The sequence below is a fragment of the Stappia indica genome (assembly GCF_001696535.1).
GTDB classification, from domain to species: Bacteria; Pseudomonadota; Alphaproteobacteria; order Rhizobiales; family Stappiaceae; genus Stappia; species Stappia indica.
Window position 1 is genome coordinate 1,209,954 of the sequence record NZ_MBQE01000001.1, and the last position, 15,198, is coordinate 1,225,151.

A 15,198-nucleotide genomic window follows, 5' to 3' on the forward strand; every position below is an offset into this window, starting at 1 on the left:
CTCGCGTCCGGAAAAACCGGTCGGCGCGATCCGCGCCGACCGATCGGTCTTGATCCGCATCAGCGGATCATGTTGATCGCTTCCTTCAGCATCTGATCGCTGGAGCTGACGATACGGGTGTTCGCCGAGTAGGCCTGCTGGGTCACGATCAGCTTGGAGAACTCGTCGGCGATGTCCGTGTTGGACGCCTCGAGGCGCTTGCCGACGATGCTGCCGTTGGCGCCGGCGATCGGCTCGCCCGAGGCCGGGGTCACCTCGAAGGCGCCGCCGTTGACGCGCTCCAGCCAGGCTTCGCCCGAGAAGGAGACGAGCGAGATCTCGTAGAGCTCGCGGGTCCGGCCGTTGGAGTAGGACGCGACCAGGCGGCCGGCCTCCGAAACGGTCACGCCGGTCAGGTCGCCGGCCGGATAGCCGTTCTGACGCAGCTTGGAGATCTTAGCCGCACCGTTGCTGTCGGCAAACTGGGTCAGCGCGTTGGTGCCGAAGTCGAGCGTCACATCGCCGACAGCCTGTCCGTCGACGCTGAGGCCGGTCATCGTCATGTTGCTCGTCGCCGGGACCGCCATGCGGCCGTCGGTGCCGAACTGGGCGTCGGAGACCTTGGTCCACTTCGGATCGGTGCCGGTCGCGTCGGAATCGGAGAGATAGTACAGCGACCAGGTGTCGCCCTGGCTGCCGTCGTCCTCGAAGGTCTTGGCCCAGCGCATCTGGACGTTCACCGGCGTGCCGCTCGAATTGTAGACCGTGATCGCCTCGCCGGCGATGGAGCTGTTGAGGAAGTTGACCTCGTCATCGGCGGAGATGGTGTCGACGCCGACCACCTGGGGCGCGGGAACCGCATCGGGAGCCGCGCCGGTCGAGGCCTTGGTCAGGGACGCGTCCAGCATGTCGGAGCCGCCGGCCAGATAGGCGCTGGTCTGCGGCGTCGTCGGCAGGTTGCCCTCATAGCTGATCCGGTCCGTCAGCACCGCCGGGATCACCGAGCTGTCGATCGTGATGATCGACGGCACCGAGCCGGAGACGTTCTTGGTGACGGGATCGATCGGCTGGCCCATCAGGTAGTAGCCGGCGCCGTTGACCAGGCGGCCTTCCTTGTCGATCTCGAAATCGCCGCGGCGGGTGTAGAGGTCGTTGCCGGTGAAGATCGAACGCCCGTCGACCTCGCCCGCGCGGCCCTGCACCACGAAGTAGCCGCTGCCGTTGATACCCATGTAGGTATCAACCTGGCTCTGCTGCAGATCGCCCTGGATGCCGTTGGTCGCCCGCGAATTGGCCGAAACCGTGCCGGCGATCTGACCGGGCTGCGCGCCCTTGCCGCCGCCCACCAGGTCGGAGAACGACGTGTCGAGCCGCTTATAGCCGACGGTTGCCGAGTTGGCGATGTTGCCCGAGATGTTCTCCAGCGCGTAGGCCTGCGCGGAAAGGCCGGACACGGCCGCGTTCAATGCACCAAAAACACCCATGTGAACCTCCAGAACGGATCGGATGGCGTGACGGGCCCGCCAGACGGACCGCGATCTTGATCTGTGGGTTGGCAAGTGCCGTGCCAGTTTCGAAGCCGCCCGCAAGTGCTTGAAATGCAACGTTCCGGCTTGCGGGCCTTCTGGAATCGAAGCTCAAGGGCGGCAGCTTTGTCCCTGCTCCCCGGCAACAAATGCCGAGCGCCGGTGCCGACCGGGCAGGTCTTGCGCAGCCTTGCACCGCCCCATACTGTGCAGCGCAACGAGATCAGTCTGGCGAGGAAATCCATGCGCTTCGAAGGCACGACCGGCTATGTCGCCACCGAAGATCTGCGGATCGCGGTCAATGCGGCGATCGCGCTGCAACGACCGTTGCTGGTGAAGGGCGAGCCGGGCACGGGCAAGACCGTGCTGGCGCAGGAAATCGCCTCTGCCCTCGGGGCGAACCTGATCGAGTGGCACATCAAGTCGACCACCAAGGCGCAGCAGGGCCTGTACGAATACGATGCCGTCTCGCGCCTGCGCGACAGCCAGCTCGGCGACGACCGCGTCCACGACATCGCCAACTACATCCGCAAGGGCCGCCTCTGGGAGGCCTTCACCGCGGATGAGCGCCCGGTGCTGCTGATCGACGAGATCGACAAGGCCGACATCGAGTTCCCGAACGACCTGCTTCGCGAGCTCGACCGGATGGAGTTCCACGTCTACGAGACCGGCGAGACCATCGCCGCGCGCCAGCGTCCGGTGGTCATCATCACCTCGAACAACGAGAAGGAGCTGCCCGACGCCTTCCTGCGCCGCTGCTTCTTCCACTACATCACCTTCCCCGATGCCGAGACCATGTCGGAGATCGTCGAGGTGCATTTCCCGGGCCTGAAGCAAGAGCTGCTGCGCGAGGCGCTCAAGATGTTCTACGACATCCGCGACACGCCGGGCCTGAAGAAGAAGCCCTCGACCTCGGAGCTGCTCGACTGGATCAAGCTGCTGCTCAACGAGGACGTGGATGCGGCGACGCTGCGCGAGCGCGACGGCCGCAAGCTGATCCCGCCGCTGCACGGCGCCCTGCTCAAGAACGAGCAGGACGTGCAGCTGTTCGAGAAGCTCGCCTTCCTCAACCGGCGCGACGGACGCTGACGCCATGGCCGGGGAGACGGTGCGCAGTGCCTCCGTCGCCTTCGCCGCGCTGGCGCTCGCCTTCGGCTGGATGCCCTCCGCCGCCGCCCAGGAGCGGGGGACCGATGCCGGCTGGACCAACGTCGTCAACGGCATGCGGCATTTCACCGGCCTCGTGTGCCCCGACACTCTGGCGACGCTCAACCGCACGCGCGTGCTCGTCGGCTCGGCCGACAGGCTGGCCGGCTGCGTCTATCAGAACGCGGACGGCATTTCGGCTGTCCTGCGCAGCCATCCCTCCGGCGCCGGGACGCAGGCCGCGCGCGCCTTCCGCGACCGCTTCCGGGCCGCAGGCTTCGAGCTCGTCACCACATCCGGGGCCGCCGCGTCCGGCATTTCCTTCCTGACCGGCAAACGCGGAACCAGCGAGCGCTGCGAAACGCTCTGGCGGTTCCGCAACGGCGATGCCGACTACACGCTGTGGATCGCCTATTCGCTGCCCGAGGAGGCCGGCGACATCGGGCCGCTGGTCACCGCCTTCGCCGGCCTGCTGGCCTCGCGCTGAGGCGCGCCGCGCTCGAACGGTGCGAGCGGCATTTTCCCGGCGCAATACAGGCGGCTTGCCGCTAGACTTGCCGATATCGAACCTGCCGGGGAGCACCGCCTGCCATGCTGCGACTGCTGTTGTTGAGACATGCGAAATCCGACTGGGGCCATCCCGGCCTTTCCGATTTCCAGCGCCCGCTCAACGAACGCGGCCGGCAGGCAGCCCCCGAGGTCGGCTCCCACATGGCCCGGCACGGCCTGCAGCCCTCGCGCATTCTCTGCTCGACCGCCCAGCGCACGCGAGAGACGCTCGCCGCACTCCTGCCCGCCCTTTCGGGCGAGGCTGACATCCGTCTGACGCGGGCGCTCTACGACGAGTCCGATCTCGACTATCTCGACATCATCCGCAGCCATGGCGGCACGGCGCGCAGCCTTCTGGTGGTCGGGCACAACCCGGCGACGCAGGACACCGCCCTGTCGCTGATCGGCACCGGCAATCCGGCGCTGCGCGAAGCGATTGCCGCCAAGTATCCGACAGCCGCACTCTCGGTGATAGACTTCGATGCAGCAGACTGGTCGGCGGTCGCGCCAGGATCCGGGCGGGTCGTCGCCTATTGCCTGCCGCGGCATCTGGCGGCCACTTCCTCCATGTCGGCCCTGCCCGAGGCGGCCAACGACGGCACGCCTGCGCAGGACCGCTGAACCGCCGGACCGCTTGCAACGCCCGCCCTGCTTCCCCACATGGGTCGGCGGAGAACCATCTTGACGCAGCGAAGCTTTCTGACCCGCGTGACCGACGAGGTCCGCTACTCCATCGAGAACATCACGGAGACCGCATCGACGCTCGGCACGCCGACGCTGCGGCTCGGCGTCACCGGCTTGTCGCGCGCCGGCAAGACGGTGTTCATCACCGCGCTGGTGCACAACCTGATCCATGGCGGCCGGCTGCCCCTGTTCGAGGCGGCTGCGGGCGGGCGCATCGCCCGCGCCTATCTGGAGCCGCAGCCGGACGACAACGTGCCGCGTTTCGACGTCGAGGCGCATGTCGACACGTTGCTGAAGGAGCGCGTGTGGCCGCAGTCGACCCGGCAGGTCTCGGAACTGCGGCTCACCATCGAGTTCGAATCCACCCATTTCCTGTCGCGGGCCCTCGGCCGCGGCAAGCTGCATCTCGATATCGTCGACTATCCCGGCGAATGGCTGCTCGACCTGCCCTTGCTGGAGAAGGACTTCCGCACCTTCTCCGCCGAGGCCTTGACGCGCGCCCGGGAGGCCGGACGCGAAGAGGTGGCAGCCGCCTATCTCGCGATCCTGGCCGAGACCGATCCGGGCGCGGAAGCCGACGAGCAGCAGGCCCGCCGGCTCGCTGCCGCCTATACCGATTACCTGCGCGCCTGCCGCGAGGACGAGCGGGCGCTCTCCATGCTGCCGCCGGGCCGCTTCCTGATGCCGGGCGACCTGGAGGGCTCGCCCGCCCTCACCTTCGCCCCGCTCGATCTGACGGGCCATGACGGAACGCTCAAGCCCGGCTCGCTAGCGGCGATGATGGAGCGCCGTTACGAGGCCTACAAGAAGCACGTGGTGCGCCCGTTCTTCCGCGATCATTTCGCCCGGCTCGACCGCCAGATCGTGCTGGTCGACGCGCTCAACGCGCTGAATGCCGGCCCGGCTGCGCTGGCCGACCTGGAGGCTGCGCTTGCCGAAATCCTCTCGGCTTTCCGGCCGGGCAAGGTCGCGCGGATCTTCTCGATCTTCGCTCGGCGCATCGACCGCATCCTGTTCGCCGCCACCAAGGCCGATCACCTCAACCGCGCCGATCACGACCGGCTGGAAGCCATTCTCGAGCGGCTCGTCGGACGGGCGATCAAGCGCGCCGAATACGGCGGGGCCGAGGTCGACGTGCTGGCGCTCGCCGCCATCCGCGCAACGCGCGAAGCGAGCCTCACCCACGACGGCGAGACGATGCCGGCGATCCTCGGCACGCCGCTGACCGGAGAGCGCGTCAACGGCGAGACCTATGACGGACGCACGGAGATCGCGCTGTTCCCCGGCGACCTGCCCGACGACCCTGAGGTGCTGTTCGCCGCCGATGCGCCTGCGTCCTCCGTCCGTTTCGTCCGCTTCCGCCCGCCCGAACTGCAGGTGACGGCAGAAGGCGTGAAGCTGTCGCTGCCGCATATCCGCCTCGACCGCGCGTTGCAGTTCCTGATCGGAGATCGTCTGGCATGACTTCAAGCGACGACAGGTCGCGCCGCGAGCGCAAACCGGCCGCCTTCCGCCTGGACGACGCCCGCGTGCGCATGAGCGCCGAGGAAGACCTGCAGCCGACCCCGTCAGGCGAGGCGCGGATCGTCCCCACCCGGGAGGGCGAGATCGCCGGACTGCCCGCACCCGAGCGCAAGCGCGGCATCCGCTGGGGCCGCTGGTTCGCCGCAGGCCTCGGCGGCCTCGCCTCGCTGGCGATCGGGCTGTCCATCGACGCGCTGATCCGCGACCTCTTCGCGCGCAACGACTGGCTCGGCTGGCTGGGCATCGGCCTTGCCACCCTTGCAGCGCTCGGCGCGCTAGGGCTGATCTTCCGCGAGATCTTCGGGATCCTGCGCCTTCGCCATATCGAGGACCTGCGCAAGACCTTCGCCGTGGCGGCCGAGACCGACGACCAGGACAAGGCGCGCGCCGGTATCCGCGAACTCGTCGCCCTTTACGGCGAACGGCCGGAAACCGCCCGCGGCCGCAACGCCCTGAGCGGCCACATGCGCGAGATCATCGACGGCCGCGACCTCATCGTCCTGGCCGAGCGGGACCTGCTGAAGGAGCTGGACGCGCGCGCCGTGCGCATCGTCAAGGACAGCGTCAAGCGGGTGTCCGTCGTCACCGCCGTTTCGCCGCGTGCCGCGCTCGACCTTGCCGTCGTGCTGATCGAGAACCTGCGGATCATGCGTCGCCTCGCCACCCTCTATGGCGGCCGGCCCGGCCTTATCGGCTTCTTCAGGCTCGCCCGCCACGTCGCCGCGCATCTCGCCATGACCGGCGGCATGGCGGCCGGCGACAGCCTCGTCTCGCAGCTACTCGGCCACGGGCTCGCGGCGCGGCTCTCCGCCCGCCTCGGCGAAGGCGTCGTCAACGGGCTGCTGACCGCCCGTGTCGGCATTGCCGCCATCGAGGTCTGCCGCCCGGTGCCCTTCATCGGGAAGCGGGGGCCGGGCGTCTCCGACGTGATGGGCGAGCTGTTCCGGGCCGATCCCGAAGCCAAGGCCTTGCTGGAAAAGGCGGAAGGCCGCCCGCAAGACGAGCGCTCCTGACCCGTTCCCGTCGCAAACACCTGCTCGACAAGCGCCCGCGTTCTTCCTAACCTTCGCCCATGTTCCTGACCTTCCTCACCAACCTGCGCGCCGCCGGTCTGCCCGTCTCCTTGCGGGAATACCTGACCTTGATGGAAGCGCTGAAGGCCGACCTCGCCGACAAGAGCGTGGAGGACTTCTATTACCTCTCGCGCGCCTGCCTGGTGAAGGACGAGGCCAATCTCGACCGGTTCGACCGGGTGTTCGGCCAGACCTTCAACGGCCTGGAGCTCGGCGGCGGCGACGGCACGCAGGCCCGCGAGCTGCCCGAGGAGTGGCTGCGCAAGCTCGCCGAAAAGCACCTCACCGAGGAAGAGAAGGCCCAGATCGAGGCGCTCGGCGGTTTCGACAAGCTGATGGAGACCCTGCGCGAGCGGCTGAAGGAGCAGAAAGACCGGCACCAGGGCGGCAGCAAGTGGATCGGCACGGCCGGCACATCGCCCTTCGGCGCCTATGGCTACAATCCCGAAGGCGTGCGCATCGGCCAGGCCGAAAGCCGCCATCGCCGCGCCGTGAAGGTCTGGGACAAGCGGGCTTTCCGCGACCTCGACGGCACGGTGGAGCTGGGCACCCGCAACATCAAGGTCGCCCTCAAGCGCCTGCGCCGCTTCGCCCGCCAGGGCGCCCATGACGAGCTCGACCTCGACGACACGATCCGCGCCACCGCCCATCGCGGCCTGCTCGACATCCGCATGCGCCCCGAGCGGCGCAACGCCGTGAAGGTGCTGCTGTTCTTCGACATCGGCGGCTCGATGGACGATCACGTGCGGGTCTGCGAGGAGCTGTTTTCCGCCGCGCGCTCCGAATTCAAGGTGATGGAGTATTTCTACTTCCACAATTGCCCGTATGAATTCGTCTGGAAAAACAACGCCCGCCGCCATTCCGAGCGCATCCCGACCTGGGACGTGCTGCACAAGTACGGCCCCGACTACAAGCTGATCTTCGTCGGCGACGCCTCGATGAGCCCCTATGAGATCGCCTATGCCGGCGGCTCGGTGGAACACTGGAACGAGGAGGCCGGCTCGGTGTGGATCGACAGGCTGGCCAGCCACTACGCGCGCAGCGTCTGGCTGAACCCGGTAGCCGAACGCCACTGGGGCTACACCCATTCGATCCAGATGATCAAGGAGCTGATGGACGGCCGACACTATCCGCTGACGCTGAACGGGCTCGAGGCGGCGATGAAGGAGCTGTCGCGGTAGCACGGCGCGAAACTTCGACAGTCTCGTAACTTTTGACGAGGCAGTTAAGGCTTACGCAACGGAAAATCGTCATATCTGACGATGGTCCTCCCCAACGTAGGCAGCGCTGCCCATGAAGTCCCTCCGCATTTCCCAGAAGATTCCCTTGATGGTGGCCGCTGCCGTTGCGATGGCAACGGTGATCACCGCCGTTGTCGGATACGAAACATCGCGAGCAGAGCTCTATGCCTCCTCGCTGGAATCGATGCGGGCAACGGGCGCTTCGCGGAAGTCCGAGCTGTCCAGCTATCTTGGGAGCATCAAGGAGGACCTGCTGCTCCTCTCCGTCAATCCGACGGTGAGCGGGGCCATCGACCGCCTGCGCGACACCTACCGCGAAACGCTGCCGGCAAGCGGCGAGAACACAGCCCTCCGCCAGGCCTATATCGACGGCAACGCCTATCCTGCGGGCGAGAAGTACAAGCTCGACGCCGCCGACGACGGGTCGGCCTATTCCGCCGCGCATGCGGCGCTGCATCCCTGGTTCCGGCAGGTCCAGCAGACCCGCGGCTATTACGACCTGTTCCTGATCGATGCCGACGGCAACGTCGTCTACTCGGTCTTCAAGGAAGCCGATTTCGGCACCAACGTCCTGAACGGCGAATGGCGTGCAACCGGGCTCGGCGAGGTCTTCCGGAACCTGCGCGCGGCGGCATCAGCCGGCGCGGTGGAGTTCGTCGACTTCGCGCCCTATGCGCCCTCGGCCGACGCGCCGGCCGGCTTCATCGCCGCGCCGCTGCTGGCCGACGGTGGCAGCTTCAAGGGCGCGCTGGTCTTCCAGATGCCGATCGACCGCATCAATTCGGTGATGAACAACGCGACCGGCCTCGGCAAGAGCGGCGAGACCTACATCGTCGGCTCGGATTTCCTGATGCGCTCGGAAAGCCGCTTCCGCAAGCAGGGCGAGCCGTCCGCGATCCTCGCCCGCAAGTCCGACACCCCCTCGGTGCGCGCCGCCCTTTCCGGCGAAAGCGACGTCGCCCTGTCGACCGACTACCGGGGCCACGAGGTCATCGCCGCCTACATGCCGCTGAGCTTCAACGGCACCAACTGGGCGATCATGTCCGAGATCGACCTTGCCGAGGTCCAGGCCCCGATCGACGCCATGGCCCTGCGCTTCGCCCTGATCGGCGGAGCGGTGGTGCTGGTAATGGGCGTCGGCGGCTTCCTGTTCGCCCGCACGGTCTCCCGTCCGATCAGCCGCATGAACGTTGCGATGCGCGAGATCGCCGAGGGCGACCTGTCCGTTGCCGTGCCCGACACCCACCGCAAGGACGAGATCGGCGAGATGGCCGCGGCGGTTCAGGTGTTCAAGGACAACGCGCTCGAGGTGAAGCGGCTGGAGGCGGAGCAGGCGAAAAGCCAGGCCCGGATCGAGGCCGAAGCCCGCGCGGCGCGGGCGAAGCTGGCGGACGACTTCCAGAGCGCGGTCGGCGGCATCGTCGAGACCGTGGCATCGGCTGCGACCGAAATGCTGGCCGCGGCCAACAGCCTGTCGGAAGGCGCCTCGGGCACGTCCCAGCGCTCGCAGGTCGTTGCGTCGGCTGCCGAGGAAGCCAGCAGCAACGTGCAGGCGGTCTCCAGCGCCGCCGAGGAACTGACCAGCTCGATCTTCGAGATCGGCCGGCAGGTCGAGGAATCCCAGTCGATCTCGCAGACCGCGGTCGAGAGCATCGATGCGACCAACGTCAAGGTCGGCGAACTGTCGACGGCGGCCAACCGGATCGGCGAGGTCATCGCGCTGATCACCGACATCGCCGAGCAGACCAACCTGCTGGCGCTCAACGCCACCATCGAGGCGGCCCGTGCCGGCGAGGCCGGCAAGGGCTTTGCCGTGGTGGCCGCGGAGGTCAAGTCGCTCGCCAACCAGACCGCCCGGGCGACGGAGGAAATCGGCGGCCAGGTCAAGGACATCCAGAACTCGACCCGCAGCACGGTCTCGGCGATCACGGAAATCGGCAGAACCGTGCGGGATATGAGCCAGGTTTCGGCCGCGATCTCGGGCGCCGTCACCCAGCAGAATGCGGCCACCCAGGAGATAGCCAGCAACATCGCCCAGGTCGCCGTCGGCATGACCGAGGTGAGCTCGACCATCGTCATGGTCAACACCTCGGCGCAGGAAACCGGGGCCTCGAGCAGCCAGCTGCTGGCCTCGGCGAACGAGCTCTCCGGCCAGGCCGAGCTGCTGCGGCGCGAGGTCGACACGTTCCTGGCGACCGTCCGCGCCGCCTGATCGAGGCAAGAACGAAAGAGGGGCAACCGCGCCAGTCGCGGTTGCCCTGTCCCCGCTTCGCGCCGGGGGCGACGTCTGCCCTATCCCCGTTTTCGCGTTGAAACCGCCCGGAACGGGTAATCCCCGGCCGGAAGCCCTCTCCCCGCACTATCCCCGCCGCCATCCTTGACGACACGCCGGCCGGAGCAGCCCCCGTCCCCCGCCTGTCCCCTGGAGCACAGGAAAGCGATTTCGCGCGGAATCGACGGAATTTCAGCGAATTTCGAGAATTCGACATCGAAATCCGTCTCAATTCGCCGCAAATTTCGAGAAACCGGCGAAAACCGGCGCATTTCGCCCGCAGGCCCCGGGGACAAGCTTCAAGCCGGCCGCTCAGTCGCCGAAATAACGGCCCGGCGTCACGCCGAAGGACTTCTTGAACGAGGCGACGAAGGCGCTCGGCCCCTCGTAGCCGAGCCGGTCGGACACCTCGCCGACGGACAGGCCCTGCGACAGCCACTCGACCGCCTTCATCAGCTTGGCCTGCTGGCGCCACGCCCGGAAGGAGAGACCCGTCTGCGCCGGGAAGTGCCGCTCGAAGGAGCGCAGCGACAGGTTGGCCCGGGCCGCAAGGTCGCCGGCCGACAGCTCGGCGGCCGGGTCCTCGATCAGCGGGCGGATCGCCTCGCGCAGACGCGGCTCCTCCGGGATCGGCAGATGCAGGGGCGCGACGCGCGAGGCGGCGATCTGGTCGACGAGGACGGCGGCCAGCCGCCCGGTCGGGCTGCCCGGATCGTAGTCCGGCGCCGAGCCCATGAAGGCGAGGATAAGCTCGCGCAGCAGCGGCGTCACATGCACGACGAAGGGCGTTTCCGGCATGGTCGGCAACCCGTCGGGCCGCATGTAGAGGAAGCGGACGTCGGTTTCCGTGTGATAGTTGGAATGATGGACGATGCCGGGCGGGATGAAGATCGCCCGCTCGGGCGGCACGACGAAGCTGCCGCCCTGCGTCACCACGGTGACCGACCCGCGCAGGATGTGAAACAGCTGCGCCCGCTCGTGCATGTGCGGCTTGGTGACGGCGCCGGGCGGCTCCGTTCCCACGAAGGAGATGATGGGGTCCGGATGCTCCTCCGGAAACTTGTTGAGCCGCAGCGGATGGATCACGGGATCACCGATATCGGAAGACCGGCCTCCAGCATACAGGCCCGGTCGCAATGCAGGCAATGCACCGCGCCTCTCCTTTCACGCCCACCGCCCACGCCCGCGAGATGCGGCGGCACGCCCTTTTCCTTTCCATCGATCATGACATGCAAAAATAAAACCCCGAAAGAGCCGCCAAAAATATTTCAGATAATAAAATAAAAAACCTGAAAACCGTGCTACAGTACAAATGCTTCATGATCGAACTCAATTCGAAATCATGATCAATTTTGCTACTCGAAAGAAGCCCGGCAAGAAACGATAGCCATGAGGCTGATCGCGGCGGCACCACCAGAAAACATCACGACGACCGTTCCCGCATCGCCTGGCCCGACCCGGAAGACGCCGGGGCTCCATCCGGACCTGTGAAGGTCGACATCACGACCGCGCGATCCGTCGTCCGTTTCACATCATCCTGTCTCGTGTCCGACGTCGTCGAGCCGGGCCCCGGATGCCTGGCGGGCGATCCGGGAGGGAGAAGCACCCGAGGACGGTTTCCGGATCGCTCGGCGAGGATCGGAACCTCCATCGACCTGCCGGCAATCCGAGTGCGGACAGCGATACGGCCGCTGCTGCCGGTCAAACAGGCCGAGAAAGATGCCGTGACCGAAAAGGAAAATCAGAGATGACCGCAACAAGCGTTTCCCGGCGCAGGCCCGCTGCGCCCACCGCCGAGCCGCGGCTGCACCTGCTGGCGATCGGCCAGGATGTCCGGCTGAAGAGCACAAGGGGCAGGCAGGCCGCCAAGGGCGACATCTACCGCATCACCGGCGTCATGCCCGTGGAATCGGGCGCCCCCCAATACCGCATCCGCAATGCCAACGAGAACCACGAGCGGGTGGCGATGCAGGACGAACTGGAGCCGCTCGACGCACCGGGCTCCAATGCACAATCAACCTTGATGGAAAGGACATTTGGATATGGCCAAAGGACAGAAGCGTAGCAACCGGGAGATCCGCAAGCCCAAGCAGGCGAAGGCGGAGGCAAAACCCGAGGTTCCCTTCGCCAACCGGGTCAAGCTCTCCGCCATGGAGGCTGCCTCGCGCCAGAAGGGCAAGAGCTGACGATCAGACAGCCCATCTGCGGGGAAGCGAATGAAAGTCGTGATCAGGTTCTTTCGGGTCCGCGAGGCGGACGGGGCGCATGCCGTCGTCGGCTGCGAAACGGTCGACGCCGTCGATCAGGACGATGCCGTCGCGCAGGCCACCCGCCTGCTCGACACCCTCGACATGCCGCAAAGGCCCGACGGCGTCACGATCACCGATGCCGACGGGACACCCTTCCATTTCGCCTTCTTCACGCGAAGACGCTACACGATGGACAACGACAACCATGAGCACGGTGACGCATGAGCCCTTTCGTGACGCAGCCGCGATAGACATCAGTCTCGGCGACGACGTCGCCGCCGCCAATGATGTGCGGGGGGACGTCCGGGAGGACGTCCGGCTGGACGACTATTTCGGCCGGCGGATCGAAGAGGACCGGACCTGGACGATCTACCACGTCTATACCGGCGTCCCTGCCTTCTCTGACGGCATGGGCATGACAGGTCTGAGCCGCACGGATGCCACGCGCGGCATGCGGCTCCTCAACAGCCGCCACGCAGAGCACAGGGCGCATCGAGAGAAGCAGCAAGCGACGCAGCAGGCGACGCAGCACAACCGTCTCTCGGCTTTCCTGCGGGCAGCCTGGCGCAGGACCGCCGGCCGGCCGCGGCACTGAGTCGTCCGGCGACCCGTTGAAACGCCGAAATCCGTTCGCCAAACCTCGATGAAGGGAGCAGTCCCACACATGTTCATTCGCTGCGGCTATGAGATCAGGCTGGAATGCCAGCAACCCACCGCGCTGGTCTGCCTGATGTCGATCGAGGACGCACGTGCGGCAGACATCCGGATGCCGGAGACCTTCAGCACCTCCCCCGACGTTTCGACCCTCCTCTATCGCGACCTGTTCGGCAATCGCTGCCGCAGGATGATGGCGCCTGCCGGAGAATTCACCATCCGCAGCGATGCAACGGTTTCGGACAGCGGCCGCACGGACTGGATCCGGCGCGGCGCGCGGGAAATGCCGGTCGAGACCCTGCCCGACGGCTGCCTCGTCTTCCTGATGGGCAGTCGCTACTGCGAAACCGACCATCTGAGCCAGACGGCGTGGGACCTGTTCGGGTCGCTGCCGCCGGGATGGCAGCGGGTGCAGGCAATCTGCGACTTCGTCCACCAGCACCTGCACTCGACTATATGCAGGCCAGGGCGACGCGCACGGCCTTCGAGGCCTACAACGAGCGCGTCGGCGTGTGCCGCGACTTTGCCCATCTCGCCCTGACGTTCTGCCGGTGCCTGAACATTCCCGCCCGCTACGTAAACGGGTATCTCGGCGACATCGGCGTGCCGGTGGTCGATCCCATGGACTTCAGCGCCTGGATCGAGGTCTTCCTGGACGGGGAATGGCACACGTTCGACCCGCGCAACAACACGCCGCGGATTGGCAGGGTCGTTGTCGCAAGGGGCCGGGATGCCGCGGACATTCCGCTGATCAACTCCTTCGGCCCGCACCTGCTGAAGGAGTTTCGCGTCTGGGCTCACGAGGACCGGATCCCGGCATAACCCAGCCGCTCACCCGGCCCAGAACGCCCTCGCCTGCGGCGACAAGGTCGCGAGGACCCGGTCGAGCGCGGCCTCGTCGCAGCAGGCGCGCACGGCCCGCGCGACATCGGCGATGCTGGTGTCGGGGGCGAAATTGTGATGCCGGCGCAGGGCCTGCACCTCGCGGGTCATGGTCTCGCGGTCCGCGAAGGGGCGCACCGGCGCCTCGACATCCCAGTCGGCGATGAACAGGGCGCGCGCGACCGCCGGCAGGACCTGCGCGAAGCGGATCGCATCGGCAAGCTCCAGACGCTGGCGAAAGACCAGGAACACGCCCTGGACCATCGTGTAGGTCTGGTTGCGGGTCGAGAGCCCGGCAGTGTCGCGGGCGATCTCGAGCAGGCGGTCGAAATCGGCGGCGGCATTCTGGTAGTCGGACGGCAGGGTCATGGCGGGGCCTCAGCGCGCTTTGCGGGTCTGGCCCGGCGGCATGCCGGTCACCCGCTTGTAGGCGCGGCTGAACGCGGCCTGCGACTGGTAGCCGAGACGATAGGCGACCTCGTCGACCGCCATCCGGTCGCGCGACAGCCACTGCGCCGCAAGGCGCATCCGCAAGGCGGCAACGTAGCGCAGGGGCGTGGTGCCGGTGGCGGCGGCGAACCGCTCGGCGAAGACCGAGCGGGAGCTGCCCATGGCTGCCGCCATTTCCGCCAGCGTCCAGTCGTGCGCCGGATTCTGGTGCAGAGCCACCAGCACCCGGCCGAGACGCTCGTCGCGCAAGGCCGCGACCCAGCCCGTGGCATCGCCGCAGCCGCACTCGACCCAGGTGCGGATCACCGACACCGCCACCGCCTCGGCCAGGCGCGCCAGGATCGTTGCCGAACCGGCGCGGTTCGCCGTCATCTCGCGCTCCATCGCGTCGAGCAGCGGGCGCACCTCCGGCTCCTCGCCGGCCGGCGCGCTGACAAGCAGGAAACCCGGCATCAGCTCGATCAGGGGATGCAGCGTGTCGAGCTCCAGCTCCATCCGCGCCGAGAAAATCAGCGCGTCGCGGGAGCGGCACTGCTGCTCCAGCGTTTCGACGACGCAGCACATGTCAGGACATAGCGGCACCGATTCGTAGGTCTCGAACGCCCGCACCAAGGCCCCGCCCCCGGAGACGATGGCATGTTCGCCGCCGCGCGGCAGCAGCACCGCATCGCCGCAGGACAGCGGCAGCATCGCGCCGTCCGCGGCCTTCAGGAAGGCCGTGCCGCCGGCAACGAAGTGGAACCGCGCCTCCCGCGCGCCCGGAAAGCCGACGCCGAACGGCGGCGACAGCCGAAACTTGTTGTAACTGGCCCCGCGCAGGCGCATGCCGGTCAGCAACTCGCTGACAGGGTCTGCTGGCGCCACCGGGCGAATTTCGGACGATCGATCAAGCATGGCGGAATTCATGTCATGGATCGTCCGGAAAATCCATCCATCTTGGGATCAACACTTATCGAATGTGGACCAATC

The 15,198-nt window shown here is 67.1% G+C and carries 15 protein-coding genes and 1 pseudogene; 12 read left to right on the top strand and 4 right to left on the bottom strand.

Features of this window, described 5'->3' with window-relative positions:
• Positions 1–59: 59 nt before the first annotated feature.
• Positions 60–1,463 carry a flagellar hook protein FlgE gene (locus BBX35_RS05790; RefSeq protein ID WP_067217055.1) on the bottom strand — a complete coding sequence of 468 codons (1,404 nt, stop codon included), beginning with the start codon at positions 1,461–1,463 and terminating at the stop codon, positions 60–62.
• Positions 1,464–1,748: 285 nt separating this feature from the next.
• Between BBX35_RS05790 and BBX35_RS05795 the strand changes: the two genes are divergently transcribed.
• The 7 genes from BBX35_RS05795 to BBX35_RS05825 all read left to right on the top strand — a co-directional run bounded on the left by BBX35_RS05795 (position 1,749) and on the right by BBX35_RS05825 (position 9,934).
• Positions 1,749–2,594 carry an AAA family ATPase gene (locus BBX35_RS05795; protein ID WP_067217057.1) on the top strand — a complete coding sequence of 282 codons (846 nt, stop codon included), beginning with the start codon at positions 1,749–1,751 and terminating at the stop codon, positions 2,592–2,594.
• A 4-nt stretch (positions 2,595–2,598) separates the two neighbouring features.
• Entirely contained in the window at positions 2,599–3,138 is a 540-nt protein-coding gene (locus BBX35_RS05800; protein WP_067217060.1) for a hypothetical protein, read from the top strand.
• Between the two features lie 104 nt (positions 3,139–3,242).
• A complete protein-coding gene (locus BBX35_RS05805) occupies positions 3,243–3,821 on the top strand; it encodes a SixA phosphatase family protein (protein WP_067217061.1) in 579 nt (192 codons plus the stop codon).
• 60 nt (positions 3,822–3,881) lie between these two features.
• Positions 3,882–5,348, top strand: coding sequence for a YcjX family GTP-binding protein (locus tag BBX35_RS05810; RefSeq protein ID WP_425274563.1), 1,467 nt, complete (start codon positions 3,882–3,884; stop codon positions 5,346–5,348).
• A complete protein-coding gene (locus BBX35_RS05815) occupies positions 5,345–6,421 on the top strand; it encodes a YcjF family protein (protein WP_067217065.1) in 1,077 nt (358 codons plus the stop codon). Before BBX35_RS05810 ends, BBX35_RS05815 begins: the two co-directional genes overlap by 4 nt.
• 59 nt (positions 6,422–6,480) lie before the next feature.
• Positions 6,481–7,662 carry a vWA domain-containing protein gene (locus BBX35_RS05820; protein ID WP_067217067.1) on the top strand — a complete coding sequence of 394 codons (1,182 nt, stop codon included), beginning with the start codon at positions 6,481–6,483 and terminating at the stop codon, positions 7,660–7,662.
• A 112-nt stretch (positions 7,663–7,774) separates the two neighbouring features.
• Complete coding sequence (locus BBX35_RS05825) at positions 7,775–9,934, top strand: methyl-accepting chemotaxis protein (protein WP_067217069.1); 2,160 nt, start codon at positions 7,775–7,777, stop codon at positions 9,932–9,934.
• Positions 9,935–10,306: 372 nt separating this feature from the next.
• Here the strand turns inward: BBX35_RS05825 and BBX35_RS05830 are convergent, their stop codons facing one another.
• Positions 10,307–11,080 carry an AraC family transcriptional regulator gene (locus tag BBX35_RS05830; protein ID WP_088946039.1) on the bottom strand — a complete coding sequence of 258 codons (774 nt, stop codon included), beginning with the start codon at positions 11,078–11,080 and terminating at the stop codon, positions 10,307–10,309.
• A gap of 661 nt (positions 11,081–11,741) precedes the next feature.
• On the opposite strand from BBX35_RS05830, the gene BBX35_RS05835 reads away from it, so the two are divergent.
• From BBX35_RS05835 to BBX35_RS05850, 5 genes and pseudogenes are all read left to right on the top strand, one after another.
• Complete coding sequence (locus BBX35_RS05835) at positions 11,742–12,059, top strand: hypothetical protein (RefSeq protein ID WP_067217071.1); 318 nt, start codon at positions 11,742–11,744, stop codon at positions 12,057–12,059.
• The gene (locus BBX35_RS23580; RefSeq protein ID WP_171901387.1) at positions 12,037–12,180 is read left to right on the top strand and encodes a hypothetical protein; all 144 of its coding nucleotides are present in this window, start codon (positions 12,037–12,039) and stop codon (positions 12,178–12,180) included. The genes BBX35_RS05835 and BBX35_RS23580 overlap by 23 nt, the downstream gene beginning before the upstream one ends.
• A gap of 30 nt (positions 12,181–12,210) precedes the next feature.
• Positions 12,211–12,468 (top strand): hypothetical protein, encoded by a 258-nt coding sequence (locus BBX35_RS05840; RefSeq protein WP_067217072.1) that lies wholly within the window; start codon positions 12,211–12,213, stop codon positions 12,466–12,468.
• Entirely contained in the window at positions 12,449–12,838 is a 390-nt protein-coding gene (locus BBX35_RS05845; RefSeq protein ID WP_067217074.1) for a hypothetical protein, read from the top strand. Before BBX35_RS05840 ends, BBX35_RS05845 begins: the two co-directional genes overlap by 20 nt.
• A gap of 69 nt (positions 12,839–12,907) precedes the next feature.
• Positions 12,908–13,719, top strand: a pseudogene (locus tag BBX35_RS05850) (transglutaminase-like domain-containing protein).
• A gap of 9 nt (positions 13,720–13,728) precedes the next feature.
• Here the strand turns inward: BBX35_RS05850 and BBX35_RS05855 are convergent.
• Positions 13,729–14,148: a DUF2267 domain-containing protein gene (locus tag BBX35_RS05855; RefSeq protein WP_067217077.1), complete on the bottom strand. Its 420-nt coding sequence runs from the start codon at positions 14,146–14,148 to the stop codon at positions 13,729–13,731.
• A 9-nt stretch (positions 14,149–14,157) separates the two neighbouring features.
• Positions 14,158–15,123 carry an AraC family transcriptional regulator gene (locus BBX35_RS05860; protein WP_141687819.1) on the bottom strand — a complete coding sequence of 322 codons (966 nt, stop codon included), beginning with the start codon at positions 15,121–15,123 and terminating at the stop codon, positions 14,158–14,160.
• Between the last annotated feature and the right edge of the window lie 75 nt (positions 15,124–15,198).